Source organism: Rhodopila sp. (assembly GCF_965277165.1).
In the GTDB taxonomy this organism is placed as follows: domain Bacteria; phylum Pseudomonadota; class Alphaproteobacteria; order Acetobacterales; family Acetobacteraceae; genus Rhodopila.
Genome location: NZ_CBDICE010000006.1, coordinates 1,797,859 through 1,822,485 on the forward strand (window position 1 = coordinate 1,797,859; position 24,627 = coordinate 1,822,485).

Consider the following 24,627-nt stretch of genomic DNA (forward strand, 5'->3'; position numbering starts at 1 on the left):
GAGGCGTGGCCGAGCATCCGAGGTTTAGAGCATGGCGGACATCGACGAAGACCTTGGCATCATCGATGCCCACCATCATCTTTGGGACCTCGAAGGCCCGCTCCGCTACCCCTGGCTGGAGTCAGGCGAGCATTCGTGGCTTGGTGACTACTCGCGCATCCGCCGCAGCTACCTGCCAGGGGAGTATCGCCGCGACACCGCGCTGCACCGTGTCATCGCCACCGTTCATGTCGAGGCCGAGTGCGACCGTTCCCAGCAACTGGCGGAAACCGAGTGGCTGACCCGGATCGCCGCTGAAACCGGCATGCCGAACGCCATCGTCGCCCATGCCTGGGTCGATACCGAGGACGCCGAGGAGATCATTGCTGCCCAGGCCGCCAATCCGTTGGTTCGCGGCATCCGCACCAAGCCGGTGATTGCCGCCGGGCTCGGCCACTCGGTGCGCGGCCAGCGACGCAGCCTGCAGGATCCGGCCTGGCGCGGGGGTCTTGACCTGTTGACCAAGTATAATCTGTCGTGGGACTTGCGGGTGCCCTGGTATCATCTGGAGGAAGCCGCCGAGGTCTGCCGCGAGCATCCCGGATTGCGCACCGTGCTCAATCACGCCGGCTACCCGCTGGACCGGTCGAAGCAGCAGCTTGCGGTGTGGAAGCGGGGCATGGAGGCATTGGCTTCGTGCCCGCATGTCTGGTGCAAGATCTCCGGCCTGACGGTACAGGGCGAACCGTGGACGCTGGCGATGAACGGGGCGCTAATCCGCGAAACGATCGGCATATTCGGCGTCGATCGCTGCATGTTCGCCTCGAACTATCCGGTGGACGGCGTGAAGGCGAGTTGGGACTGGATTTTCTCGCAGTTCAAATACGTCACCGCCGGGCTGCCGGAGGGGGACAGGCGAAAGCTGTTTGCCCAGAATGCGCGGACATTCTACCGCATTGACCCTTGACCTTGTGGGCGCACTCGTGCGGGACGATCATGATCCGGCGTGGCTGATTTTCGGTTGGGGGTACAACTATGGACCTGAAAGACAAAGTCGCTGTCATCACCGGCGCCAGCGGCGCGATCGGTTCGGCTGCCGCGCGTCGGCTGGCGCAGGCCGGCGCGCGGATCGTCGTCGGCTACAACAGCGATCCCGATCGGGCGGACGCGGTGGCGAAGGCGCTGCCGGGGTCAGGCCACCGCGCCATCCGCATCCCGATGCTGGAAACCCCACTGATTCGCGAAGCCGCCGCCATCGTCGAGCGTGACTTCGGCCGCTGCGACGTGCTGGTCAACTCGGCCGGCTTCACCCGCATGATCCCGCACACCGACCTTGAAGCGCTGACCGATGACCTGATCGATGCGATCTTCGCCGCCAACGTGCGCGGCCCGTTCGCGACAATCCGAGCCTTCGCCGGGCTGATGAAGCGAAGCGGCGACGCGGTGATCGTGAACATTTCCTCGGTGGCGGCGATCGTCGGCACCGGCAGCAATATCGCCTATGGCGGGTCCAAAGCCGCGCTGGATACCATGGCTTTGTCGCTCGCCCGGGTGCTCGGCCCGGAAATCCGGGTGCTGACAGTGTCCCCCGCCGCCGTCGATACCGCATTCGTTCCGGGCCGGACCACGGCGATGGTGGAGAAGGTTGCAGCGACCACGCCGCTGAAGCGCGTGGTCAAGGCCGACGAGGTGGCGCAGGCGGTGATGGCGGCGGTGGTCAACCTGACCGCGAGTACCGGCTGGGTGATTCCCGTGGATGGCGGCAAGCTGGTCGGCTGAGGTTGGCCGCGAGGCAATCCGCTGGCATGCTGTGCCGATCAATGTGATGGAGCAACCGATGACTGACTGGGTGCGGGTCGCCGCGAGATCAGACGTGGCCGAGGGCGCCTGCCTCGGTGTCAAGGTCGGCGGCACGGAAGTCGCCATCTATCACCTGCCTGGCGGCGAATTCTGCGCCACCGCGAATGTGTGCTCGCACGAATACGCGCTGCTGTCCGATGGCTGGCTGGAGAACGGCTGCATCGAGTGCCCGCTGCACGCCGCCCAGTTCGACGTTCGCACCGGCAAGGCGATGGCGGCCCCCGCCGACGAGGACATCGCGGTTTACCCGATCAAGGCCGAGGGCGACGATTTGTTGGTTCAAGTCCCGGGGTGAATCGAGCAATGACGCGTTCGCCCATCGTCATGGCTGGACCGGTGTGATGACCGAGGCGACCACGATCGACTGCGACATCCACCCGCTCGTGCCGGCGATCGCGTCGTTGCTGCCCTATCTCGACGACCATTGGCGCGAAACGGTTGTCCGCCGCGGCATCGAAGATCTGACCACGATCGCCTATCCGACGCGCAACCCGGTCAGTTTCCGGCAGGACTGGCGGGACGACACCGGGCGCACCGCGACCGACGCCGCCACCCTCGCCCGCCAGGCGCTGGACCCGTTCGGCACCAGTCTGGCGATCTGCAACTGCCTCTATGGCGTGCAGGCGCAGTTCAGCGAGGACCTCGGCGTCGCCCTTTGCAGAGCGCTGAACGACTGGATCGCCAGGGAATGGCTGGATCGGGATGCCAGGCTGCGCGCCTCGATCGTCGTGCCGATGCAGAATGCCGAACTGGCGGTGGACGAGATCAACCGCTGCGCCCCGGATCGCCGCTTCGTCCAGGTGATGCTGCTGGTCGGGTCGGAAAATACCCTGGGTCGGCGCCGATACTGGCCGATCTACGCCGCGGCCGAACGGCACGGTTTGCCGATCGGCATCCACGCCGGCAGCATGTATCGCCATCCGATGACCCCGGTCGGCTGGCCAACCAGCTTCACCGAGGAATACGTCAACCAGGCGACCGCGTTTCAATCCCAGCTCACCAGCCTGATTGCCGAGGGGGTGTTCGCCAAATTTCCCGCACTGACGGTCGTGCTGATGGAATCCGGCGTCACCTGGTTGCCCGCCTATCTCTGGCGCCTGACCAAATTCTGGAAGGGGCTGCGCAGCGAGATCCCGTGGGTGTCCGACCCGCCCGGGTCGATCGTGCGCGACCGCGTGCGGCTGACCTTGCAACCGTTCGACGCACCGCCCGATCCGTCGTCCGTCATGCGCCTGATCGAGCATATCGGGTCCGACGACATGCTGCTGTTCTCGACCGACTATCCGCACTATCAATTCGATGGTGATAGCCCAATACCACAGGGTCTGAATCCTGCCTTGGCGCGGAAAATCATGGCGGACAATCCGCTGCGTACCTATGTTCGACTGACACAAAGGGAGACCACGCGATGAATGTGGACGTCCTCAATCGCTCCGGTGTCCAGGTGGCCGCGAGCTCGAAGCTGGCGATCGCTGATTGCGACATTCATCCTCGCCCGGCCGGCGTCGGCATCGGCGGCGTCAGCAAGTCGTTGTATCCCTATCTGTCGAAGCGTTGGGTCGACCATGTCGAGACCTTCGGCCTGCAATACCGCCAGCCGTGGGAGAAGGGGTCGGCCTATCCGAAGGGCCAGCCCCAGGCGTGCCGGCGCGATGCGTTTTTGCCGGACGGGCGGTCCCCCGGGAGCGACCTCGGCTTCATGGCGCAACAGCACCTCGATCCGAACAATGTGGCGCTCGGTATCCTTAATCCGCTGACCAGCGGGCAGGGGGCCACCAATCCACTGCTGTCCGCGGCGATCACCCACGCCACGAACGAATGGCAGAAGGCGGAATGGACGTCCCTGGACAAGCGCCTGCGCGGGTCAGTCGTGGTGCCGTACGAAGACGCCGCTGCCTCGGTGAAAGAGATCGAGTTGCGCGCCGGCGACCCCAACTTCGCCCAGGTGCTGCTGCTGAGCCGCACCGCCGAACCGCTTGGGCAGCGCCGCTACTGGCCGATTTACGAGGCTGCTGCCGCTGCCGACCTGGCGATCGGCATCCACGCCTTCGGCAACGGCGGCTGGCCCAACAGCGCCGGCGGCTGGGGCAGTTACTACATCGAGGAGATGGTCGGCCACGCCCAGGCGCAGCAGGCGCTGCTGGTCAGCATGATCCTGGAGGGTGTGTTCGAGCAGGTGCCTAATCTGCGTGTCGTGCTGACTGAAGGCGGCCTTGCCTGGGCTGCGGCCTTGGGTTGGCGGATGGACCGGCAATGGGCGAAGCTTAAGCAGGAACTGCCCCATCTGAATCGGGCACCATCGGAATATATCCGGACCAACGTCTGGTTCACCACCCAACCGATCGAGGAACCGGAGCCACGCACGCAGCTGGCGGAGGCGATCGAGTGGATCGGCTGGGACCGCGTGTTGTTCGCCACCGATTATCCGCATTGGGATTTCGACGATCCGGCGCAGGCGCTGCCGATCAAGCTGACCGAGGCGCAGCGCCAGGCGGTGTTCATGGACAACGCGAAGGCGGTTTACCGGCAGGGGTGACTTGAATTAGAGCATGATCGCGCTGGGCGGAACGTTCAAGGCGCGTGAATCATGCGACAAAACAATGGGCTAGACCATTTTCGGCATGCACAGTCATGCTGAAAAACCTCTAGTCGGCAGCATGTCGTGACATGAGCCTAACGATTCGATCACGCCGCCTCTAACCTCAGCCGGCATTATACTCTGCGGCTCTGGACGAAGGCCCGCAGCACGTTGTTGATCCGCGTCTGATAGCCCCTGCCGGTTCCCTTGAACCAGCTCAGCACGTCCGCGTCGAGCCGAATATGGATATCCTGTTTTCGCGCCGGAATGCCCACCACGATTTGGGTCCAGTCTGCCTCATGCGCGTCATCGGGATCTGCCGCGATGGAGGCTTCAAGTTCCTCTTCAGTCGTGGCGACGACCCTGGCCAAGTCGGAGAGGCTCTGGCCGTTGCGGCACAATGCCGCCAGTTCCTCAGCCGTATAGCGCTTGGTATCGTCTTTTTTCGCCATCTCTCGCCTTCCTCATGGTGATCACCCGGATCGCCGAACCGCGCCACGTCCACACCACCGCGATTAACACACCGTTGAGCGCGCCCACGGAAACCTATCGTTCCTCGGCGCCGCGCGGTGATGGAGCGCTGATCAGTGGCCCGGAGTCGAAAAACACTTCGCAGTCGATGAAATCGAGGCCCCTCTCAGCCAATACGGCCCGACGCTTGGCCTCTGACCATTCGAAATCCACGACCGATTATATCCACAAATTGTGGCTACAATCCAGTCCCTCCTTCGAGTTGGACCGATTGAAATTTCAACCCGGCAAGTTGATCCCACGCAACGCGAGACCGAAAGCATTGCTCCAACCCTTCGCCGGTGGCAGGGTCCGGCTCAATCCAACCTCGTAGACCGGAAGCCGCCCCGAGTGACCCTTATCCTGGCCAGCCGCCCCAACGTCTACTCGTCGTCCCCGCTCGACCGCATTGCCACGCGGCGGGAGGATCCGGCCTGGATCGCCGAGAGGCTGGCCGACCCCGAGACCTTGTTCGTGCCGGTCTGGCGGGCCAAGAATCTCGTGCGCGGCAGCGGCGAGGGCATTCCCGAAGCGGTTTATATCTCGGGCGAAATGGCCCACACGCTGCGCGTTCGTGAGGATGGTCCGTGGGCGTTTCTCGGCATACTGGACGACCGCGCGGTGTTTGCGCTCGACATCAGCGCCGCCGAGGACCCGGTTCCGCTGCTGCCGGAAAGCTTGGGCAGCTTCGTCGACCTGCGCTCGGTCGGCTGGGGGGTGCCGCGCCCGGAAGCCTCGGTCCTTGCCCATGCAAGGGGGCTGATGCACTGGCGTCAGCGGCACAAGTTCTGCAGCGTCTGCGGCAATCCGTGCGAGGTCAAAAGCTCGGGTCACGTGCTGCGATGCACGGTCTGCGAGACGCAGCATTTTCCCCGCACCGATCCGGCGGTGATCATGCTGGTCCATCGCGGTGACCGAGCGCTGCTGGGTCATTCGAGCCGCTTCCCCCGTGCAACGATGTATTCGACGCTGGCCGGCTTCGTCGAACCCGGTGAAACCCTGGAGGAAGCCGTCCGCCGCGAAGTGCTGGAGGAGTCCGGGATCACGGTCGGCGACGTCCACTACCACTCCAGCCAGCCGTGGCCGTTTCCGGGCAACATCATGCTGGGCTTCTATGCCGAGGCTCTAACCGAACAGATCACCATCGATCCGGAGGAGCTGAAGGATGCCCGCTGGTTCAGCCGCGACGAAATGCGCCAGCCCGACCAGCACGGCTTCGCCCTGCCGCGCGTCGACAGCATCGCCCGCCGGCTGATCGAGGATTGGCTGGCACACGGCTGATGCCCGCACTGGCGACCATCGGCTACGAGGGCACCACAATTGGGGCGCTGTTGCACACGCTGCTTGAAGCCGAAGTCGGGCTGCTGATCGATGTCCGCGCCGTGCCGCAGTCGCGCAAGCCAGGGTTCTCCAAGCGCCAACTCGCGGCGGCGCTGGATGAGGCCGGGATCGGCTATGTCCACCTGCAGGGTCTCGGCACGCCCAAGCCCGGCCGCGACGCGGTGCGCGCGGGCCACCCGGAACGGATGGAGGTCATCTTTGGCGACCACATGACCTCCGATCGTGCCCAGGTGGACCTGGCACGGGCAAAACAACTGGTCGGAGAACGCGCACAACGCCCGGTCTGCCTGCTGTGTTTCGAGCGCGACCACAACACCTGCCACCGCCGCCTGGTCGCCGAAATGATCGTGGCTGAAACGCGACAAAGCGTGGTGCATCTGGCCGTGCCATAAGCCGCAACGGCCATCGCCGACGCGGCATTTCAGGCCACCGACAGCCGCCGTTCACCACCGGCCAGCCATGATCGACCACTCGGACCGGTGCGACGTGGTTTGTCAGCCCTGGATGGCTGGGTTAGCCTCACACTCGCACAGCAGGAGCTTGGCAATGGACCAGATGTCGATCGACGACGCGGTTCGCTGGCCCAAGGGCGAGACCCGGGTGCCGTTTCAGGTTTATCGGAGCCCGCAAATCCTGGACCAGGAGCAGCGGCTGCTGTTCGAAGGGCCGGTGTGGAACTATCTCTGTCTCGAGACCGAAATTCCCAACATCGGCGATTGGCGCACCACGTTCGTGGGCCGTATGCCGGTGGTGGTCGCGCGCACCGAGTCCGGAGACATCGCGGCGTTCGAGAATCGCTGCCTGCATCGTGGCGCGCTGATCTGCCTGGACAATGCCGGCAACGCCAAGGATTTCACCTGCGTCTACCACGCCTGGCGCTACGATCTGGGCGGCAACCTGAAGTCGATCGCCTTCAGCAGGGGCGTCAACGGCAAGGGCGGCATGCCGGACGATTTCCGGCCCCAGGATCTTGCGGTGCGCAAGCCGCGCATCGCCACTTTTAGCGGTCTGGTGTTCGCGACATTTTCCGATGTGACTCCCAGCATCGAGGACTTCATCGGTCCCGAGGTCTCCGCCGCGCTGCGCCTGAACGCAAGCCGCAAGCTGCAGGTGATCGGCCGGTTCACCGAGGTGTTGCAGAACAACTGGAAACTCTACGCCGAGAATGTCCGCGACACCTATCATGCCAGCCTGCTGCACGTGTTCTTCGCAACCTTCCGCATCAACCGCCTGAGCCAGGGCGGTGGGGTCAGTGTCAGCGAAACCGGCGCCTGTCACGTGTCGACAACCCTGGCCCCGACAGAGGAGGCGGACAATTCCTATGACGGCATGCGGTCGGTGGACGACGAGTTGCGGCTGTCCGATCCCAGCATGCTGGATGCCGAGGACGAGCACGGCGACCGTGTGCGCCAGCAGATCATCTCCGTCTTCCCAAGTTTTGCGATGCAGCGCACCTACAACGTGATGGCGATTCGCCAGTTTGTCCCGCGTGGTGTGGACAAGACCGATCTCAATTGGATCTATCTCGGCTATGCCGACGATTCGCCGGCGTTGCGCCGACGCCGCTTGAAGCAGCTCAACCTCGCGGGACCGGCGGGGTTCGTTTCTATGGAAGATGGTTGCATCGGCAACTTTGTCGAACGCGGCGCGGCGGTGGCGGCCGATGGTGTTTCGCTGCTGGAAATGGGCGGCGCGGGGATGGAAAGCCAGGACACCAGGGCGACGGAAACCGCGATTCGCGGGTTTTGGAAGACCTGGCGGGCGATCATGCGGCAATGAGCGTGGGGTCCGCCGAGATGCTGTTCCGCGTCACCGCGCTGAACGCCGATTACGCCGCGGCGATCGACGACGATCGGCTGGAGGAGTGGCCGGGATTTTTCGTCGATCAGTGTCTGTACAAGATCACCTCGGCGGACAATCTGCGCGACGGCAACGAGGCCGGGATCGTCTACGCCGACAGCCGGTCGATGCTGGCCGATCGCGTGCTGGCGCTGCGGCGGGCGAATATCTATGAGCGGCAGACCTATCGGCACATCGTCGGGACAGCGCGGCTGATGCAATCAACCGCCGCCGAGGTCCGGGTCGAGACGCCGTTCCTGGTGGTGCGCACGATGCGGGACGGCCGGATCGACCTGTTCGCCGCCGGCCGGTACCGCGATTGGCTGGACGATCACGGTGACGACCTACGCTTCCGCGAGCGTATCGTGATCTGCGATTCGTCCCACTTCGATACGCTGGTGGCGATCCCACTGTAGAGCATGATCGCGGCTTCGGCGGAACCTTCAGGGCCTGTGAATCATGCAACAAAGCGAACAGCCGGACCATTTTCGGCATGGCGGTCCCGCTGCAAATAGTCTGGAGCCGATCGCTTTTGGTAGCATCACCAAAAGCCTGAAACGCCGTGGCGAACAATGAACTGCAGGCCACTATCGGTTTAACTGAATCGATAGTGGCCTCGCGACCGAGTTCAGCGGCGTCGCTCAGCCGCGCAACCATCCCGCCAAGATCGCCAGCATCAGAATCGCAACGATATTGGTGATCTTGATCATCGGGTTCACCGCCGGGCCGGCGGTGTCCTTGTACGGATCGCCCACGGTGTCGCCGGTGACCGCCGCCTTGTGCGCCTCGGACCCCTTGCCGCCGTGATTGCCTTCCTCGATGTATTTCTTTGCGTTATCCCAGGCGCCGCCGCCCGAGGTCATGGAAATCGCCACGAACAGTCCGGTGACGATGGTGCCCAGCAGCATCGCGCCCAGCGAGGCGAAGGCCGCGGCTCGGCCGGCGATGATGTCGATCACCAGCCAAAGCACGATAGGAGCGCCGATCGGCAGCAGCGACGGCACGATCATCTCCCTGATCGCCGCCTTGGTTAGCAAATCGACCGCCTTGCCGTATTCCGGCTTTCCGGTGCCTTCCATGATGCCGGGTATCTCGCGGAACTGGCGGCGCACCTCCACCACCACCGAACCGGCCGCGCGCCCGACCGCGGTCATGCCCATCGCGCCGAACAGGTATGGCAGCATGCCGCCGATGAACAGGCCGACCACGACGAATGGATTCTGCAGGGCAAAATCGACATGCAGGGCAGGGAAGTAGTGCGTCAGGTCCTGGGTGTAGGCGGCGAACAGTACCAGCGAGGCAAGGCCGGCAGAGCCGATCGCATAGCCCTTGGTGACCGCTTTCGTGGTATTGCCGACGGCATCGAGGGCGTCGGTGGTGACGCGGACCTCGGCCGGCAGGTCCGCCATTTCGGCGATGCCGCCGGCGTTGTCGGTGACCGGGCCGTAGGCATCGAGCGCCACGATCATGCCGGCCAGCGACAGCATCGTGGTGGCGGCGACGGCGATGCCGAACAGGCCGGCCATCAGGTAGGTGAAGATGATGCCGATGCTGATCACCACCACCGGCAGCGCGGTGGCCTCCATCGAGATCGCCAGCCCCTGGATCACGTTGGTGCCGTGACCGGTGGTGGAGCTTTGCGCGATCGACTTCACCGGACGGTACTCGGTCGCGGTGTAATATTCGGTGATCACCACGATCAGCCCGGTAACCACCAGTCCGGCCAGGGCGCAGACGAACAGGTCCCAGCCGTTCACGGTTCCGCCGCTGGTCAGCGGCAACGGTGTGGTCAGGCCGGCGGTGAGCAGGATGATGATGGCGATGCCGACTACCGACAGGCCGCCGGTCACGATCAGTCCGCGGTAGAGCGCCTTCATGATGCCGTTGTCCGGCCCAAGCTTGACGAAATAGGTGCCGGCGATGGAGGTCAGGATGCAGATCGCGCAGATCCCAAGCGGCAACATCAGCAGCGCATCGCGGACCGCGCCGGTGAAGAAGATCCCCGCCAGCAGCATGGTCGCGACGATGGTCACCGCGTAGGTCTCGAACAGGTCGGCGGCCATGCCGGCGCAGTCGCCGACGTTGTCGCCGACGTTGTCGGCGATCACCGCGGGGTTGCGGGGGTCATCCTCGGGGATGCCGGCCTCGACCTTGCCCACCAGGTCGGCGCCGACGTCGGCTCCTTTGGTGAAGATGCCGCCGCCCAGCCGAGCAAAGATCGAGATCAGCGAGCCGCCGAAGCCCAGCGCGACCATTGCCTCCAGCACCTTGCGAAGCTGCTCGTCGTCAATCGGGCCGCTGCCGCGCAGCACGAAAAAATAGCCTGCGACGCCCAGCAGGCCCAGGCCGACCACCAGCATTCCGGTGATCGCGCCGGCTTTGAACGCGACATCGAGCCCGGCGGCCATGCCCCGGCGTGAGGCCTGCGCGGTGCGGACATTGGCGCGCACCGAGACGTTCATGCCGATATAGCCGGCCGCCGCCGACAGCGCCGCGCCGATCAGGAAGCCGATCGCGGTATGAATACCGAGGATCAGGCCGAGCAGGATCAGAATGACCACCCCGACGATGCCGATCGCGGTGTATTGGCGGTTCAGATAGGCGCGGGCACCTTCCTGAACCGCCGCCGATATTTCTTGCATCCGGGTGGTTCCGGCATCCGCGGCAAGAACCTGCCGGCTGGTGATCAGACCGTAGACCAACGCCGCCAGGCCACACAGTATGATCAGGAATTTCGCCGCAAACATCAGGGGTTTCCCCTCCTCATTGGTTTGTCCAGGCCTGACCGCCGCCGCGCAGCGCGCGAATCACCATGGCCGCGGCGTATGCCAGATGCACACGCATCCGGCAATCGCCGATGGACGTTGTGTTACTTACGCTTGCAGGCCGCCGTCACGCGGCAGGCACCGTGGCGTCGTGCGTGAGACCGGCGTGTCAGGCCCTAACGGACCGGCTAGTGAAGGCCTGACATCACCTCCTGATCCGTCGGAAAGCGACCAGTCGCCCGCTTCGAGTAGGCCAGCCGGCCATCGACGGAAATCTCGAAAACCCCGCCGCCGGACCTGATCAGCGCGATCTTGGCGTCCGGATGGGCGTTCTGGATCAGGTCCCGCGCCGCGATCGCGCGCGGCTCGTAGCCTCACATTCCACAGTATTCGATTTCAATTTGCATCTTTGCAGTATTCCTTCGGGTCGTTGCGGCGCTATCAGCTTGGCATCGGGGGATGGAATCGGCAAGAAAGGAACGACTTCAGGATTTCACCATGACAGAACACCGTATCGTCCCCGTCATCTTGTCCGGCGGCTCCGGCACGCGGCTATGGCCGGTATCGCGCGACAGTTTCCCCAAACAGCTCTGGCCGCTGGTGTCACAGCGCACGATGATGCAGGAAACCGCGTTGCGCGCCGGCGACCCGGGGTTTGCGCCGCCCATCGTGGTCTGCAATCACGAGCACCGGTTCCTGATTGCCGAACAATTGCGCGAGGTCGGGATCGACAGCGCCCGCATCCTGCTGGAACCGGTCGGCCGCAACAGCGCTCCGGCGATCGCCGCTGCCGCCCTTTTGGTGGATGACCCTGACGCGGTGCTGTGGATGATGGCGGCGGATGCGGCGATCGCCGACGAAGACGCCCTGCAGAGTGCGTTGCGAGTCGCCGCCGAGGCTGCTCGCGCCGGCCGGATCGTCACCTTCGGCATGAAGCCGAGCGCGCCAGAGACCGGCTATGGCTACATCGAAATGGGCGACCCACTGCCCGGCGTGGACGGCGTTTACGCGGTGGCCCGGTTCCTGGAGAAACCTGACGCCGCGACCGCCTCCCGCCTGGTCGCGGACGGTCGGTATCTGTGGAACTCCGGCATGTTCGTGTTTACCGCACGCAGCCTGCTGGAGGAGCTGGAACGGCACGCCCCCGAGGTGCTTCCGGCGGTGCGCCGGTCATTCGCCGAGCGCAAGGCCGACCTGGATTTCATCCGGCTCGGCAGCGAAGCCTTCAAGGCCTGCCCGTCGATCAGCCTTGACTATGCCGTGGCTGAACGGACCGGCCGAGCCGCGGTGGTGCCGGCGGATCTGGGGTGGTCGGACGTGGGGAGCTGGAGCGCGCTGTGGCAGCTTGGGTCCAAGGATGCCGCCGGCAACGTGGCGCTAGGTGATGTCGTGCTGGAGGGTGCGGAGAACTGCTATGTCCGCAGCGACGGCATGTTGGCGGCGGTGGTCGGCCTGAAGGACGCCGTGGTGGTGGTGACCGAGGATGCCGTGCTGGCGATGCATCGCGGCCAAGCCCAGGACGTCAAGAAGATCGTCGAGCGGCTGAAGGCGGCCGGCCGCCCCGAGGCGGTCGCGCATAACCGAAGTTATCGTCCGTGGGGCTATTACGAGAGCCTGATCCAGGGCGATCGGTTCCAGGTCAAGCGCATCGTCGTCAGCCCCGGGCGGCAACTGTCGCTGCAGAGCCACTTCCACCGCGCCGAGCATTGGGTCGTGGTCAACGGCACCGCCAGGGTGACCCGTGACGCCGACAGCTTGATCGTGCAGGAAAACGAGAGCGTCTATCTGCCGCTGGGCTGCGTACACCGGCTGGAAAACCCCGGCCGGATACCGCTGACCCTGATCGAGGTGCAGTCCGGCGCGTATCTCGGTGAGGACGACATCGTCCGGCTGGAGGACACCTACGGCCGAGCCTGAGGCGCCGGTGGGTTTAGCTTGGCGGATGATCTGGTACTGCGCATCAGTGGAACGCGATACCTCGGTGTTTGTTTGAGTATCCGGTTCACGCGCCAAATCGCGGATGCTTCGCGTCTCGCGCTTCTCCTCGATCGGATACTAGGCGCCGCCGCGGCGGGCCAGAGGTTCGATGAACTGTTGTTCGGTGTCCCAGGGGAACAGTATCCAGGTGTCCTGCGACACTTCGGTGACGAAGCTGTCGACGGCCGGCCGTCCGGCCGGTTTGGCGTAGACACAGGCAAAATGTGCGTGCGGCAGCACACCGCGGACCACGCGCGCGGTGGTGCCGGAATCGACCAGGTCGTCCACGATCAGGAAGCCACTGCCGTCGCCGGCCGCGGCGGGCGGTTTGGTGATCACGGGCTCGCCGCGGGTCTCGTCCTGATAGGTGATCACGCAGACGCTCTCGACCAGGCGCAGATCCAGTTCGCGGGCGATGATCGCGGCCGGGATCAGGCCGCCCCGGCTGATCGCGACGATACCCTGGAACGGTCCCAGATCCATCAACCGCCAGGCCAGCGCGCGCGCGTCGCGATGCAACTGGTCCCAGGTGACGGCATAATAATGCGTTGCCATAAGCTTTTCTCGACGCAAACTGACCACGTTTGCAAGCGGGTTTTGCACCGCCCCACCGCCCCTGGGGTGTGCGGAGGATAGTGACTTTTTCGTCCACTGCGGCTTTGATACGGCGATGGACGCTCCTGTATCGATGCCTAACGCCGAAGAAATCGTCCCCTACCGGCTGTTGGCACCGGAGCGGCCGTTCGCCCCGGTGGTATTCACCTCGGCGCATTCAGGACGGGTTTATTCGACCGACCTTATGGCTGGTGTCCGGCTGTGCCCGCTCAGCTTGCGGCGCAGCGAGGATTGCTTCGTCGATGAGCTGTTCGACGCCGCGCCGCTGCACGGCGCGCCTTTGCTCGCGGCCAACTTCCCGCGCGCGTTTTGCGATGCGAATCGGGAGGCGTGGGAACTCGATCCCGCGATGTTCAGCGAGCATTTGCCGGACTGGGTGAATACGACCAGTTCGCGAGTGAACGCGGGTCTGGGCACGATCGCCAAGGTGGTGGCCTCGGGGGAACCGATTTATGCGGTCAAGCTGGCGTTCGCCGAGGCGGAGCGGCGGATCTACACCTATTGGCGCCCGTATCACGACACGCTGAACCGGCTGATCGGCGATATCAAGGAACGGTTCGGCTACTGTCTGGTGATCGACTGCCATTCGATGCCGTCGGGCCAGGGCAAGCGGGCAAACAGCCGGCCGGTGGATTTCGTCCTGGGCGACCTGCACGGGTCAGCCTGCGCCTCGCGGGTCACCCGAGCGGCCGAGGCCTTGCTGACCGGCAAGGGGTATCTGGTTCGCCGTAACGATCCCTATGCCGGTGGCTACATCACCAGGCACTACGGCCGGCCGGCTGAGGACGTGCACGTGCTGCAGATCGAGATTGCCCGGGCGTTGTACATGGACGAGGCCCGCATCGAGCGTCTGGCGCGGTTTTCCTTTGTTCGACGTCAGATCGCCGAACTGGTCGAGTCGATCACGCTGCAGGTTCACGACCTGATCGGCTAGACCATTGCCAGCGTGACCGGGCATGCCGACAATGGTCTAGCTTTTTGTTTTGTCGCACGATTCACGCGCCTCGCGCGATCAGCGCGTCCTTCGGACGCCGAACGTTCCGCCCCGCGCGATCGTGCTCCAGCGAGAGCGCGAGAGGCGGGTGCAGCCAATCAAGGCCCGTTCGGGAATGGGTAAGCGATCCAGGTAAGCCTGCTGCGGGGGTCAGGGCGCGCCGTCAAAGCAGGCGCGCGCGGCATGGATATCGGAATAACGACGGTCGGCCCAATCGATGAGGTTCGCCATCGGCTCCAGCAGGGATTGGCCTAGCGGGGCCAGGCGATATTCGACGCTCGGCGGTTTGGTTGGAAAGACATGGCGGGTGATCAGTCCGTCGCGCTCCAGATCCCGCAGGGTTTGGGTGAGCATGCGTTTGGAGATGTCGCGGATTGCGCGGTGAAGCTCGCTGAAGCGCTGCGGTCGCGTCGCGAGGGTCATGATCATGAGTATGCTCCATTTGTCGCCAATGCGGTCGAGCACGTCGCGCACCGGGCAGTGTACGGGCTCTGCTGACTGGGCGTCGTCCGATTGATATCGGCTGAATCGCTCGATCGCGCTCAATGCGGTGCTCATGCGGGTTCCCCTGGTCTCTCCTGGTAACAAAAAACTGCCTCCTTGAGGCGCACACTTAAGGTCTTTATGTGAGACCTGCCCCCAAACATAGACCCTATGGGGCCAGGAGAAAACGTATGTTTTTAGTGATGGGAATTACGGGAAAAGTTGGCGGCGCGACGGCCGCGCATTTGCTGGCGCAAGGCAAGAAGGTGCGCGCGCTGGTCCGCGACCGCGTGAAGGCGGCAAGCTGGCTGGACCAGGGCGTCGAACTGGTCGATGGCAACTGGAACGATCCGGCCGCCATCGTGCGGGCGCTCGAGGGCGTCGACGGCGCGTTTGTCATGTTGCCGGCCGTCTGGGCCCCCTCGCCGGAGTTCAAGGAGGCCAAGGGCGTCATCGCGAACTATGTCGAGGCGCTGACCAAAGTGCGGGTGCAGCGGGTCGTCGCGCTGTCGTCGATGGGCGCGAACAGAACCAGCGGGCTGGGGATGATCACGGCGCTGTCGCTTCTGGAGCAGGGCTTTTGTGACCTGACATTGCCGATCGCATATGTGCGAGCCGGCGGGTTTTTCGAAAACTTCCTTTACGGCTTGCACGTTGCCCGGGGCGGCGCGCTGCCCGTCTACTACAACCCGACAAATCGGAAATCGACCATGGTCGCGACCAACGACATCGGCGCCGAGGTCGCAACGCTTCTGAGCGGGCCGGCGTGGTCGGGGCATCGGGTCATCGAACTCGGTTCGATGGTGAGCGCGGATGAAGTCGCTGCGCAATTGGGTGAAGTCATGCAGCTCGACGTCAAAGCCTTTGCCGTCCCGCGGGCCGAGTGGCCGGCAGCGTTCGAGCAGTTCGGCATTCCGAAGGGCCAGACCGGACCCGCCGAAGCGGTGTTTGAGGCCGTCAACGCGGGATGGATGGACCTCGGGGTCGAGGGTACGGAGCACGTCGTGGGCACGACGTCCCTCCGCGATGTTTTCTCGGCGGCCCGGAAAGCTGCCACGGCGTAGGTCGGCGGATCAGCGATGGGATGCGACTTCCGGGACCTGCTCATCCGCGTCTCCTTCGGAATGAATGCATCGCGGTCGGCCATTTGGAGTGGCGCAACCGGCACCCGATGTACATCGCGGTCCTGGCAGAGGGTTTGAAATCGCCCGGTCGATGTGAACTGCGGCGCTAACACCAAGAAAGATCGAGAGGACACTAGCTCCCTGTTTTGTCTCATGATTTACGGGTCTTGAAGGTTCCGCCCAACGCGATCATGCTCTGGCTCCGGCCAGGCCGAGGACCAACGGAGGAAGCCCATGAGCCACGTTCTGACCGCCCAGGCCGGTTCAGTGCTGGAAGTCACATTCAACCGCCCGGAAAAGAAGAATGCCCTGACCGCGACGATGTATGCGGCAATGGTGGATGCGTTCCATCGGGCGGACGCCGACCCCGGCATCCGCGTGGTGCTGATCGGCGGCGCCGGCGACAGCTTCACCTCCGGCAACGACATCACTGACTTCCAGGCGCGTTCGGCGGCTGAGGCGGCATCGCCAGCCGCGTCATTCCTCGACGCCTTGTCGTCGCTGGCGACACCCCTGGTCGCGGCGGTCAACGGCGCGGCGATCGGCGTCGGCACCACCATGCTGGCCCACGCCGACCTGGTGATCGCCGCGCGTTCGGCGCGCTTCGTCATGCCGTTCACCAGTCTGGGTCTGGTTCCCGAAGCCGCCAGTTCGCTGCTGTTTCCGGCCCTGATCGGGCATCAGCGGGCCAGCGCGCTCTTGCTGTTGGGCGAGCCCATCGATGCCGAGACGGCGCACCGGTGGGGCCTGGTCAATCAGGTCGTCGCCGACGCGGAATTGATGGCCACCGCCCGCGGTATCGCCGCCAGGCTGGCTGCCTTGCCGGCGGCGGCGGTGCGCCAGACCAAGGACCTGATGAAGAACGGACGGCCCGACGTAGCGGGACGCATCGAGCAGGAAATGAGGCTGTTTCGCGACCGGCTGCGCTCACCCGAGGCGGCGGAGGCGTTTCAGGCGTTCGTGGAGAAGCGGAAACCAGATTTTTCCGGATTTTCGTAAGCCGTCGTTCGCATTCAGGGCCGACCGGGTTGGCGTGAAGTCGGTCGTGGCACGCCGGGTATCAACAGGCCAGGTCAAGGGTCGGGAAAATGACGCTTATTCATCACGCGGTCGCGGGTAAGGGCGAACCCGCTATCGTATTCGTTCATGGTTTCGGTTGCGCGCTCGCCGATTGGGATGCGCAGGTGGCGCATTTTTCGCAGCGTCATCGGACCATTGCCGTCGATTTGCGCGGACACGGCAAAACCCCCGGCGCGGCGGCCGAGTGCTCGATCGAACGCTACGGCGCCGACGTGGCCGAGGTGATGCGAGCGTTGCGCCTGTCCCCCGCATTATTGGTTGGGCACAGCCTGGGCTGCCGGGTGGTGACAGAGGCCGCGTTGCAGGCACCGCAGCAAACCGCCGCGGTGATCCTGGTCGATGGCAGCCAGTTCGCTTCGGCGATGGCGGAGGTTCTGCGACAGCGCTTCGCCGAACCGGACGGCCTGGCCACGCTCGTGAACGAGATGTTCACCGACATGTTCACCGCCGGCAGCGACCCGACTGTCGTGGCGTCCGTGCTCGACCGCGCCTTGCGACTGCCCCGGCCGATCGGGGAACGGATGCTGAACGATTTGCTGCGCTACGATGTCGCACGCCTGTCGTCGTCACTGGCCAGCCTGGTTGTGCCGGTCATGGCTCTGCAGACGACATACAGCAATGAGAAGCGCCAGCGGCAGTCGCTCGACCCCGGGCAGACCACGCCCTACCTCGACATGCTGCGCGCACGCGTTGCCCAGGTTCGGATCGAGGTCATCCCCAAGATCGGGCATTTTCCTCAGCTTGATGAAGCCGAACGGACGAACCGGTTGATCGAAAGCTTTCTTGCCGATGGGCTTCGGGCCGATTGATTTGCATCGATCCTCGTCGGTGCCACAGTCTGATGATGCCGGCGTGGCGCCGTTCTTGCTACACCGCCGACGACCCTGTCAGCGAGGCCTAGCGTGAAGATCGGCGTTTTCATCCCCATCGGCAACAATGGCTGGCTGATCTCGGAGAATTCGCCGCAATACTGGCCAAGCTTCGCGCTGAACAAGCAGGTTACGCTGACCGCCGAGCGCTATGGGCTGGATTTCGTGCTGTCGATGATCAAGCTGCGAGGGTTCGGCGGCAAGACCGAATTCTGGGACCACAATCTGGAGTCCTTCACGCTGATGGCGGGGCTGGCGGCGGTGACCACCCGCATCAAGCTGTTCGCCACCTGCCCGACGCTGGCGATTCCGCCGGCGATCGCGGCGCGCATGTGCTCGACCATCGATTCGATCTCCGACGGCCGCTTCGGTCTGAACCTGATCACCGGATGGCAGAAACCGGAATACTCCCAGATGGGTCTATGGCCGGGCGACGAATATTTCGGGCATCGTTACAAGTACGTGTCGGAATACATTCAGGTCATGCGGGAATTATGGGAAACCGGAAAATCCGACTTCAAGGGCGAATTCTTCCAGATGGAGGACTGCCGGCTCAGCCCGCGACCCAGTGTGCCGATGCAGATCATCTGCGCCGGCCAAAGCGAGGCCGGCATGGCATTCTCGGCGCAGTATGCGGACTACAATTTTTGCTTCGGCATGGGCGTCAACACACCGGTGGCGTTCGCCCCCACCGTGGTCAAGCTGAACCAGGCAACCGCCAGGACCGGTCGCAAGGTCACCGCCTATGCGTTGTTCATGATCATCGCCGACACAACCGATGAGGCGGCGCGCGCCAAGTGGGAGCATTACAAGGCTGGCACCGACCAGGAGGCGGTGCAGTGGCTGGTCGATCAGTCGGCGGTCGACAAGGCCTCGGGTGGCGACACCAATGTACGCCAGATGGTCGATCCGGTCTCGGTGGTGAACATCAATATGGGAACGCTGGTCGGGTCATATGAAACCGTCGCGCGGCTGCTGGACGAGGTGGCGACCGTGCCAGGCTGCGATGGTGTACTTTTGACCTTTGACGACTTCGTCAGAGGCACTGAGGATTTCGGCACGCGCATCCAACCGTTGATGCAGTCGCGCAAGCATGTGGAGGCCGCCTGATGAGTGACCCGGTAGCCGCCGGCTACGTCGCCCCCGACGCGTCCACAGGCAGCGTCACGCTGCCGGCCCGGCCCGAGCCGCTGCGGCTGAAGCCGTCGGAAACTGCGGTCATTGTGGTGGATATACAGAATGCCTATGCAAGTGTCGGCGGCTACCTCGACATCGCCGGCTTCGACGTGTCCGGCGCGCCGCCGGCGATCGCGAAAACCAAGCTGGCACTGGATGCCGCCCGCGCCGCCGGCCTGACGGTGATCTTCTTCCAGAACGGCTGGGACCCGGACTATGTCGAGGCGGGCACCTCGGGGTCGCCCAACTTCCACAAGTCGAACGCCCTGAAGACGATGCGCGCCAGGCCTGAACTGAAAGGCAGCCTGCTGGCGAAGGGCACCTGGGACTACGCCATCGTCGATGCGCTGACGCCGCAGGCGGGCGACATCGTCATCCCCAAGACCCGCTACAGCGGCTTTTTCAACACCAACATCGACAGCGTGCTGCGCGCCCGCGGCATCCGCAACCTGATCTTTACCGGCATCGCCACCAATGTCTGCGTCGAGTCTTCACTGCGCGATGCGTTCCACCTGGAATATTTCGCTGTCGTCCTGGAAGACGCGACGCATCATGCCGGCCCGGACTTCGTTCAGCAGGCGGCGCTCTACAACATCGAGAAATTCTTCGGCTGGGTCTCCACCGTCGCCGATTTCTGCGGCGCGATCGGGCAGAGCGCTCCGTTGACCGCGGCCGCGACAACTTCCAGCAATTGAGGACCAATCATGCCCAAAACCATCATCCTGCCGCCGGGCACCAGCACGCCGATCGCCCCGTTCTCGCCGGGCACGATGGCGGATGGGGTGGTCTATGTCTCGGGCACCCTGGCGTTCGACAAGGACAACAACGTGGTCCATGTCGGCGACGCGGCGGCGCAGACCCGCCACGTACTGGACAGCATCAAGGCGGTGATCGAAACCGCCGGCGGCAGCATGGCGGATGTGACCTTCAACTCCATTTTTATCCGTGACTGGGCTGACTATGCCGCCGTCAACACGGTGTATGCGGGATATTTTCCGGGCGACAAGCCGGCTCGCTTCTGCATCCAGTGCGGGCTGGTCAAACCCGACGCTTTGGTGGAGATCGCGACTATCGCTCATGTCGGAAAAAATTAGCGACCCGTGTGGCACGAAGTATATGGCCGCAGCAACCCTGGAGTGCCGACAGTTCTACTGTCCTCCGGCCTCGGCGGTTCGGCACTGTACTGGGCGGCGAACATTCCGGCGCTGGCCAAGTACTTCAGGGTCATCGCCTATGACCAGACCGGCACTGGTCGCAGCCCGGCAACCCTGCCGCCGGACTACGCGGTTGCCGACATGGCCGCCGAGGCCGCCGGCTTGCTCGACCAACTGGCGATCGACAAAGCCCATGTCATCGGCCACGCGCTCGGCGGCCTGATCGGTTTGCAAATGGCGGCGGATCGGCCGGCGCTGGTCGATCGGCTGGTGCTGGTGAACGCCTGGGCCAAGACCCATCCGCACACGCTGCGCTGTTTCAACGTACGCAAGAATCTGTTGGTCAATTCCGGCGTCGCGGCGTACGTCCAGGCCCAGCCGCTGTTCCTGTATCCCGCCGCGTGGCTGGCTGAGAGGCAGGCTTGGCTTGCCGACCAGGACGCTGCCGCGATCACGCATTTTCCGCCGACCGAGACGGTTCTGCGCCGCATCCAGGCGGTCGAGGCGTTCGACCTGACCCAGGCAATTGCCGGGATTACCGCACCGGCCATGGTCGTTGCAGCGCGGGACGATGTGCTGGTGCCGTGCACCTGTTCGATCACCCTTGCCGACCAATTGTCCGACGTTCGTTTGGAACTGCTGGATCAGGGCGGCCACGCCTGCAACATCACCGACCCGGACCGGTTCGACGCGATGGTCGGCGACTTCTTGCGGCCGACCTTGCCGACGTGACTGGCCGCCCAGGCGCGGACGCTGGGCGCCAATTGGCTCAGTCGGCCTCCGCCGCGACCTCGTGCAGATCGAGCGCCGCCGGATGGAATTCGGCATATCGCGCCAGGTAGAACAGGATGGCGGCCACCCCGAAATAGGATATGGCGACGGTCGGCGAACGGTTGATGCCGATGCCCTCGGCGCCATGAATGAAGCCGAAGAAGGTCAGAATGGTCCCGGCCATCGCGAATGCCGCCGCTTTCTCGAACGCTCGGTCGATGATGTAGACGGTGATCGCACCCAGAATGATGCCCGCCAGCGTCGCCCCGCCCCCCAGCGTCGCCAGCCCGTCATACAGCACGCCGACCTGCGCCAGCTTGGCGGACCCTACCGCCGCCGCGGTGGTGCTAGCGGCGCCCAAGGCGTTGTCGATCTGCGTCTTGCCCCACGCCGCCAGCTGCGGCAGCAGCGCCAGCACGATGGCCGGCGCATGGCGGTGCGGTGATTCCTGGAACGCCTGCGAACCGATCAGCATGCCGATGTAGAGCAGGATCGGCAGGATGGCGACCACCGGGATCAGTGCGCTGATCACCGCGATGATGCCGAACCAGGTGAGCACCAGCACGATGATGCCGGTCATCGCCGAATAGCCGATCCGGCCGCCCATCGCCTTCCAGCCGGGGTGACCGATATAGACGGCGTTGATGAACGGGTTCCCCATCAGACAGCCGATGAGGCTGATCACGCCATCGGCAGTCAGCACCCGGGTGGTCGGGAAGCTGTCACCGGCGGCGGCGGCGCTCTCGACGTTGTCGAGTGCCTCGATCAGGTCGTAGATGCCAAACGGAATTGCGGTGACCAGGATGACGCCGAGATATTTGAAACCGTCGAAGGTGTGGTGCCATGCCGGCAACGGCACCGAGAAGCCGAAGTTGGACACCGATGCGCCCAGCTTGGCCAAGGTCAGATCGCCATAATCCAGGCCGATCGCGGTCGACCCCCACGCGATCAGGGTGCCGACGGCGATCGCCACCAACCCGCCTGGAACGCCGCCGAAATATCGTGCCCCGCCGAACCAGTTGGCCAGGATCACCGCGAAGCAGACCAGCCCGATCACCGGTGTGGAGAACACTTGAGCCGCCGGGCTCATGGAAATGAAGGTAATCGAAATGCCGGCCAACGACCCCAACAGCGCGGCACGCGGCGTGATCTTGCGGATATAGGGCCCGATGAAGCCCCCCGCCATGAGCACGAAACTCTGGATGAACACCCAGGTCAGGCCTGCCTCCCAAGCCTGCATCGGGTCATTGGTGGCCAGCTTGATCGGCAGCATGACGACAAACGTCACCACGAACATGTGCGGCACGCTGATACCCGAAGGCAGCGCGCAGACATCGGTGCGGCCGGTCCGGCGCGCCAGGTTCCAGGCGAGGAACGCGTAATAGCCGGTGCTCAGGCACAACATCAGGCCGAGCGCGGGCAGAATGCGGCCGAACACCAGTTGCTCGGGCATTTTCAGCACGAACCGCAGCAGCCCGGTCAGCACCAGAACGTTGACCAGAATATTGGTGCCGAACCCGAACAACGCATTCCAGTCGCCGGCGACCCAGAACTTCGGCCGACCGCCAATTGCTGGATTCGCGCTCATTCTGCCGCTCCTTTCATCACGTTGCTTTGCCCGCGAGCGCCCGGGTGACGGCGGCCGATGGCGCAACCCAGCCGAAAATGCCTCCCTGTGCGGCAATCATCCGCAGCCCGATGTCGTGGAATTCAGGAAAATAGGACCCGCAGCAGTCGGCGACGACCAGGCAGTCAAAGCCGCGGTCGTTGGCCTCGCGCACCGTGGTATTGACGCAGACCTCGGTGGTGACGCCGGTGACCACAAGCTGCTGGATGCCCCGGTTCTGCAGGATGGCGTGCAGATCGGTGGCGAAGAACGCGCCCTTGCCGGGTTTGTCGATCACCGGCTCCCCGGCCACTGGATAGAGTTCGGGAATGATGTCGTGACCTGCCTCGCCGCGCACCAGAATGCGGCCCATCGGGCCGGGATCGCCGATGCACGATGCGCCGCGTCCGCGTATCTTCTTGGCCGGCGACAGATCCGTGAGGTCCGGACGATGGCCCTCCCTGGTGTAGATCACCAGCCCGCCGGCGGCTCGCCAGGCGGCCAATAGGGCCTGGTTCGGCTCGATCGTGCGGCGCAGTTGGGAAACATCATTGCCAAGCATTTCGCCGAATCCGCCGGGCTCGAGAAAATCTCGCTGCATGTCGATGATCAGCAGTGCGGCGGTGGAAAGATTCAGGCTGTATTCGTACGGTTTTGCCTCGATCCGCATTGTCGCCCCCGAGCGCGTGCTGGCGCGAGAGATGAAGCAAATTTTAGGCCAGCGGCGCGGAACCAGTTCCCTCAGATAATGAACACGCTCAGGGATCGGTTGTGGGCCTGATCGCCGCGCCCAACAGGCTGGCCCGCTCGCGGCGGAACAAGGCGCTGATCTCCTCCGCCACCGCGCGCAGCCTCGGCTCCCGCCGAAGCTCGGCATTCATCAGGTAGCCGGTCTCGTGGGTCAGGTCGGGCAGAACCCCGGACAGCCGTCGCAACGACGGATCCGGCTCGCCCAGCCAGACTGGCAATAAACCCAGCCCGACCCCGTCCCGCACCGCTTCCAGAATCATGAAGCCGCTATCGAAGCGGTGGGCGGCCGGCACGCCGTCAAGACCACGACGCGTCAGCCACTGCTCCGAGGCGAAATACCGATGGGCCGGGGTGAAGCGGACCCAGGGGTGCCGATGGTAGTCATCCTCGGTCAGCACCTGCCCGGTCTGTTGGATGGGGGCCTGTTGCATGAAGTCGTGGCTGGCGTATACGGCGAACGCCATGCGTCCCAGCTTGCGGGCGATCACCGGACCGTCCGTTGGCGCGTGGTCGGTGAGCACCAGTTCGGCTTCCCACCGGCCGAGGTCGGGCCAGTGCTTGTATCCAATCAGCAGTTCGATGTTCGGCAGTGCCGCCCGCAGACTGCGCAGCGAGCGGATCAGGAACAGTGCCTCCCATTCCCGCGCCAGGATACGGATTTCGGCGTGCCCAGGCTCGACACTGGCATGCAGGTCGCCGGCGGCTGCGGCCATCCGGCTGGCAGCCGGCAGCAGCGCCTCGGCCTTCGGCGTAAGCCTGTGGCCATCTGATCGCCGCTCGATCAACGTGGCGCCAAGAGATCGTTCCAGCACGCGCAAACGCCGCCCGATGGTGGCCAGGCTGACGCCTTCTTGTTGAGCGGCCCGAGCGTAACTTCCCTGGCTCGCGACGGCCAGCAGCAACCGGATATCATCCCAGCGAAGCACCACAGCCCTCCCGGGCAGCCTGTTCCGGCCGCAGCATGGCATCGCTTCCGGCTGCCGCAAACTGGCCCGTGTCACACCACACCGGTTCCCTGGGGTTGCATTTTTGCAAAGGCCGGTCGCGGCTTCGCGGACTGGCGCGGGTCGAAGGAACTGGCCTTTATGGCCATCCCCATGCTGGCGCTGCCACGCCCCATGGCGGACGCCATCACGCATCGACGGCGCCGGAAAGC

The 24,627-nt window shown here is 64.3% G+C and carries 25 protein-coding genes and 1 pseudogene; 18 read left to right on the forward strand and 8 right to left on the reverse strand.

Going from position 1 to position 24,627, the window contains the following annotated elements:
• Positions 1-31: 31 nt before the first annotated feature.
• The 5 genes from ACQY4Y_RS20400 (at position 32) to ACQY4Y_RS20420 (ending at position 4,375) form a co-directional block, all read left to right on the forward strand.
• On the forward strand, positions 32-946 hold the full coding sequence (locus tag ACQY4Y_RS20400; protein ID WP_428492421.1) for an amidohydrolase family protein: 915 nt from the start codon (positions 32-34) through the stop codon (positions 944-946).
• A gap of 68 nt (positions 947-1,014) precedes the next feature.
• Positions 1,015-1,758 (forward strand): SDR family NAD(P)-dependent oxidoreductase, encoded by a 744-nt coding sequence (locus ACQY4Y_RS20405; RefSeq protein ID WP_428492422.1) that lies wholly within the window; start codon positions 1,015-1,017, stop codon positions 1,756-1,758.
• Between the two features lie 58 nt (positions 1,759-1,816).
• Positions 1,817-2,134 carry a non-heme iron oxygenase ferredoxin subunit gene (locus tag ACQY4Y_RS20410; protein WP_428492423.1) on the forward strand — a complete coding sequence of 106 codons (318 nt, stop codon included), beginning with the start codon at positions 1,817-1,819 and terminating at the stop codon, positions 2,132-2,134.
• A 46-nt stretch (positions 2,135-2,180) separates the two neighbouring features.
• The gene (locus ACQY4Y_RS20415) at positions 2,181-3,251 is read left to right on the forward strand and encodes an amidohydrolase family protein (protein WP_428492424.1); all 1,071 of its coding nucleotides are present in this window, start codon (positions 2,181-2,183) and stop codon (positions 3,249-3,251) included.
• Positions 3,248-4,375 (forward strand): amidohydrolase family protein, encoded by a 1,128-nt coding sequence (locus tag ACQY4Y_RS20420; RefSeq protein ID WP_428492425.1) that lies wholly within the window; start codon positions 3,248-3,250, stop codon positions 4,373-4,375. Before ACQY4Y_RS20415 ends, ACQY4Y_RS20420 begins: the two co-directional genes overlap by 4 nt.
• A gap of 176 nt (positions 4,376-4,551) precedes the next feature.
• On the opposite strand, the gene ACQY4Y_RS20425 is transcribed toward ACQY4Y_RS20420, so the two are convergent.
• Entirely contained in the window at positions 4,552-4,869 is a 318-nt protein-coding gene (locus ACQY4Y_RS20425; RefSeq protein ID WP_428492426.1) for a BrnA antitoxin family protein, read from the reverse strand.
• Positions 4,870-5,278: 409 nt separating this feature from the next.
• Here ACQY4Y_RS20425 and nudC point away from each other — a divergent pair, with 409 nt between their 5' ends.
• The 4 genes from nudC (at position 5,279) to ACQY4Y_RS20445 (ending at position 8,523) form a co-directional block, all read left to right on the forward strand.
• Positions 5,279-6,208, forward strand: coding sequence for an NAD(+) diphosphatase (gene nudC / locus ACQY4Y_RS20430; protein ID WP_428492427.1), 930 nt, complete (start codon positions 5,279-5,281; stop codon positions 6,206-6,208).
• Complete coding sequence (locus tag ACQY4Y_RS20435; RefSeq protein WP_428492428.1) at positions 6,208-6,660, forward strand: DUF488 family protein; 453 nt, start codon at positions 6,208-6,210, stop codon at positions 6,658-6,660. The genes nudC and ACQY4Y_RS20435 overlap by 1 nt, the downstream gene beginning before the upstream one ends.
• Before the next feature lie 154 nt (positions 6,661-6,814).
• Complete coding sequence (locus tag ACQY4Y_RS20440) at positions 6,815-8,047, forward strand: aromatic ring-hydroxylating oxygenase subunit alpha (RefSeq protein WP_428492429.1); 1,233 nt, start codon at positions 6,815-6,817, stop codon at positions 8,045-8,047.
• The gene (locus tag ACQY4Y_RS20445) at positions 8,044-8,523 is read left to right on the forward strand and encodes an aromatic-ring-hydroxylating dioxygenase subunit beta (RefSeq protein ID WP_428492430.1); all 480 of its coding nucleotides are present in this window, start codon (positions 8,044-8,046) and stop codon (positions 8,521-8,523) included. The genes ACQY4Y_RS20440 and ACQY4Y_RS20445 overlap by 4 nt, the downstream gene beginning before the upstream one ends.
• Positions 8,524-8,748: 225 nt before the next feature.
• On the opposite strand, the gene ACQY4Y_RS20450 is transcribed toward ACQY4Y_RS20445, so the two are convergent.
• The gene (locus ACQY4Y_RS20450) at positions 8,749-10,854 is read right to left on the reverse strand and encodes a sodium-translocating pyrophosphatase (RefSeq protein WP_428492431.1); all 2,106 of its coding nucleotides are present in this window, start codon (positions 10,852-10,854) and stop codon (positions 8,749-8,751) included.
• A 206-nt stretch (positions 10,855-11,060) separates the two neighbouring features.
• Positions 11,061-11,234: pseudogene (locus tag ACQY4Y_RS20455) on the reverse strand (Rdx family protein); the annotation flags it as partial.
• Positions 11,235-11,370: 136 nt separating this feature from the next.
• Between ACQY4Y_RS20455 and ACQY4Y_RS20460 the strand changes: the two are divergent.
• Positions 11,371-12,789: a mannose-1-phosphate guanylyltransferase/mannose-6-phosphate isomerase gene (locus tag ACQY4Y_RS20460; protein WP_428492432.1), complete on the forward strand. Its 1,419-nt coding sequence runs from the start codon at positions 11,371-11,373 to the stop codon at positions 12,787-12,789.
• 138 nt (positions 12,790-12,927) lie between these two features.
• On the opposite strand, the gene gpt is transcribed toward ACQY4Y_RS20460, so the two are convergent.
• Positions 12,928-13,404 (reverse strand): xanthine phosphoribosyltransferase, encoded by a 477-nt coding sequence (gene gpt, locus ACQY4Y_RS20465; protein ID WP_428492433.1) that lies wholly within the window; start codon positions 13,402-13,404, stop codon positions 12,928-12,930.
• A 133-nt stretch (positions 13,405-13,537) separates the two neighbouring features.
• On the opposite strand from gpt, the gene ACQY4Y_RS20470 reads away from it, so the two are divergent.
• Complete coding sequence (locus ACQY4Y_RS20470) at positions 13,538-14,398, forward strand: N-formylglutamate amidohydrolase (RefSeq protein ID WP_428492434.1); 861 nt, start codon at positions 13,538-13,540, stop codon at positions 14,396-14,398.
• Between the two features lie 210 nt (positions 14,399-14,608).
• Here ACQY4Y_RS20470 and ACQY4Y_RS20475 read toward each other — a convergent pair whose 3' ends face one another.
• Positions 14,609-15,016, reverse strand: coding sequence for a winged helix-turn-helix transcriptional regulator (locus ACQY4Y_RS20475; protein WP_428492435.1), 408 nt, complete (start codon positions 15,014-15,016; stop codon positions 14,609-14,611).
• Positions 15,017-15,132: 116 nt separating this feature from the next.
• Between ACQY4Y_RS20475 and ACQY4Y_RS20480 the strand changes: the two genes are divergently transcribed.
• From ACQY4Y_RS20480 to rutD, 7 genes are all read left to right on the forward strand, one after another.
• On the forward strand, positions 15,133-16,005 hold the full coding sequence (locus ACQY4Y_RS20480) for an NmrA family NAD(P)-binding protein (RefSeq protein ID WP_428492436.1): 873 nt from the start codon (positions 15,133-15,135) through the stop codon (positions 16,003-16,005).
• Positions 16,006-16,299: 294 nt separating this feature from the next.
• Complete coding sequence (locus ACQY4Y_RS20485) at positions 16,300-17,064, forward strand: enoyl-CoA hydratase (protein WP_428492437.1); 765 nt, start codon at positions 16,300-16,302, stop codon at positions 17,062-17,064.
• 89 nt (positions 17,065-17,153) lie between these two features.
• Positions 17,154-17,954 (forward strand): alpha/beta fold hydrolase, encoded by an 801-nt coding sequence (locus ACQY4Y_RS20490; RefSeq protein ID WP_428492438.1) that lies wholly within the window; start codon positions 17,154-17,156, stop codon positions 17,952-17,954.
• 93 nt (positions 17,955-18,047) lie between these two features.
• Positions 18,048-19,124, forward strand: a complete 1,077-nt coding sequence (gene rutA / locus ACQY4Y_RS20495; RefSeq protein WP_428492439.1) for a pyrimidine utilization protein A — start codon at positions 18,048-18,050, stop codon at positions 19,122-19,124.
• The gene (gene rutB / locus ACQY4Y_RS20500) at positions 19,124-19,885 is read left to right on the forward strand and encodes a pyrimidine utilization protein B (protein ID WP_428492440.1); all 762 of its coding nucleotides are present in this window, start codon (positions 19,124-19,126) and stop codon (positions 19,883-19,885) included. Before rutA ends, rutB begins: the two co-directional genes overlap by 1 nt.
• 9 nt (positions 19,886-19,894) lie before the next feature.
• Positions 19,895-20,284 carry a pyrimidine utilization protein C gene (gene rutC, locus ACQY4Y_RS20505; protein ID WP_428492441.1) on the forward strand — a complete coding sequence of 130 codons (390 nt, stop codon included), beginning with the start codon at positions 19,895-19,897 and terminating at the stop codon, positions 20,282-20,284.
• Between the two features lie 6 nt (positions 20,285-20,290).
• The gene (gene rutD, locus ACQY4Y_RS20510) at positions 20,291-21,076 is read left to right on the forward strand and encodes a pyrimidine utilization protein D (protein ID WP_428492442.1); all 786 of its coding nucleotides are present in this window, start codon (positions 20,291-20,293) and stop codon (positions 21,074-21,076) included.
• A gap of 37 nt (positions 21,077-21,113) precedes the next feature.
• Here rutD and ACQY4Y_RS20515 read toward each other — a convergent pair whose 3' ends face one another.
• The 3 genes from ACQY4Y_RS20515 to ACQY4Y_RS20525 form a co-directional block, all read right to left on the reverse strand.
• The gene (locus ACQY4Y_RS20515) at positions 21,114-22,703 is read right to left on the reverse strand and encodes a hypothetical protein (RefSeq protein ID WP_428492443.1); all 1,590 of its coding nucleotides are present in this window, start codon (positions 22,701-22,703) and stop codon (positions 21,114-21,116) included.
• 16 nt (positions 22,704-22,719) lie between these two features.
• Entirely contained in the window at positions 22,720-23,391 is a 672-nt protein-coding gene (locus ACQY4Y_RS20520) for a cysteine hydrolase family protein (protein ID WP_428492444.1), read from the reverse strand.
• A gap of 88 nt (positions 23,392-23,479) precedes the next feature.
• Positions 23,480-24,397, reverse strand: a complete 918-nt coding sequence (locus tag ACQY4Y_RS20525) for a LysR family transcriptional regulator (protein WP_428492445.1) — start codon at positions 24,395-24,397, stop codon at positions 23,480-23,482.
• Between the last annotated feature and the right edge of the window lie 230 nt (positions 24,398-24,627).

Bases quoted from the DNA above. Each gene is read 5' to 3' on its own strand.
- ACQY4Y_RS20450 (WP_428492431.1), bottom strand. From the start codon at position 10,854: ATGTTTGCGGCGAAATTCCTGATCATACTGTGTGGCCTGGCGGCGTTG.
- ACQY4Y_RS20480 (WP_428492436.1), top strand. From the start codon at position 15,133: ATGTTTTTAGTGATGGGAATTACGGGAAAAGTTGGCGGCGCGACGGCC.
- ACQY4Y_RS20405 (WP_428492422.1), top strand. From the start codon at position 1,015: ATGGACCTGAAAGACAAAGTCGCTGTCATCACCGGCGCCAGCGGCGCG.
- ACQY4Y_RS20470 (WP_428492434.1), top strand. From the start codon at position 13,538: ATGCCTAACGCCGAAGAAATCGTCCCCTACCGGCTGTTGGCACCGGAG.
- ACQY4Y_RS20485 (WP_428492437.1), top strand. From the start codon at position 16,300: ATGAGCCACGTTCTGACCGCCCAGGCCGGTTCAGTGCTGGAAGTCACA.
- ACQY4Y_RS20420 (WP_428492425.1), top strand. From the start codon at position 3,248: ATGAATGTGGACGTCCTCAATCGCTCCGGTGTCCAGGTGGCCGCGAGC.
- ACQY4Y_RS20425 (WP_428492426.1), bottom strand. From the start codon at position 4,869: ATGGCGAAAAAAGACGATACCAAGCGCTATACGGCTGAGGAACTGGCG.
- gpt (WP_428492433.1), bottom strand. From the start codon at position 13,404: ATGGCAACGCATTATTATGCCGTCACCTGGGACCAGTTGCATCGCGAC.
- rutB (WP_428492440.1), top strand. From the start codon at position 19,124: ATGAGTGACCCGGTAGCCGCCGGCTACGTCGCCCCCGACGCGTCCACA.
- ACQY4Y_RS20415 (WP_428492424.1), top strand. From the start codon at position 2,181: ATGACCGAGGCGACCACGATCGACTGCGACATCCACCCGCTCGTGCCG.
- ACQY4Y_RS20445 (WP_428492430.1), top strand. From the start codon at position 8,044: ATGAGCGTGGGGTCCGCCGAGATGCTGTTCCGCGTCACCGCGCTGAAC.
- ACQY4Y_RS20475 (WP_428492435.1), bottom strand. From the start codon at position 15,016: ATGAGCACCGCATTGAGCGCGATCGAGCGATTCAGCCGATATCAATCG.
- ACQY4Y_RS20400 (WP_428492421.1), top strand. From the start codon at position 32: ATGGCGGACATCGACGAAGACCTTGGCATCATCGATGCCCACCATCAT.
- ACQY4Y_RS20435 (WP_428492428.1), top strand. From the start codon at position 6,208: ATGCCCGCACTGGCGACCATCGGCTACGAGGGCACCACAATTGGGGCG.
- rutC (WP_428492441.1), top strand. From the start codon at position 19,895: ATGCCCAAAACCATCATCCTGCCGCCGGGCACCAGCACGCCGATCGCC.
- ACQY4Y_RS20410 (WP_428492423.1), top strand. From the start codon at position 1,817: ATGACTGACTGGGTGCGGGTCGCCGCGAGATCAGACGTGGCCGAGGGC.
- ACQY4Y_RS20515 (WP_428492443.1), bottom strand. From the start codon at position 22,703: ATGAGCGCGAATCCAGCAATTGGCGGTCGGCCGAAGTTCTGGGTCGCC.
- ACQY4Y_RS20490 (WP_428492438.1), top strand. From the start codon at position 17,154: ATGACGCTTATTCATCACGCGGTCGCGGGTAAGGGCGAACCCGCTATC.
- ACQY4Y_RS20460 (WP_428492432.1), top strand. From the start codon at position 11,371: ATGACAGAACACCGTATCGTCCCCGTCATCTTGTCCGGCGGCTCCGGC.
- ACQY4Y_RS20440 (WP_428492429.1), top strand. From the start codon at position 6,815: ATGGACCAGATGTCGATCGACGACGCGGTTCGCTGGCCCAAGGGCGAG.
- ACQY4Y_RS20520 (WP_428492444.1), bottom strand. From the start codon at position 23,391: ATGCGGATCGAGGCAAAACCGTACGAATACAGCCTGAATCTTTCCACC.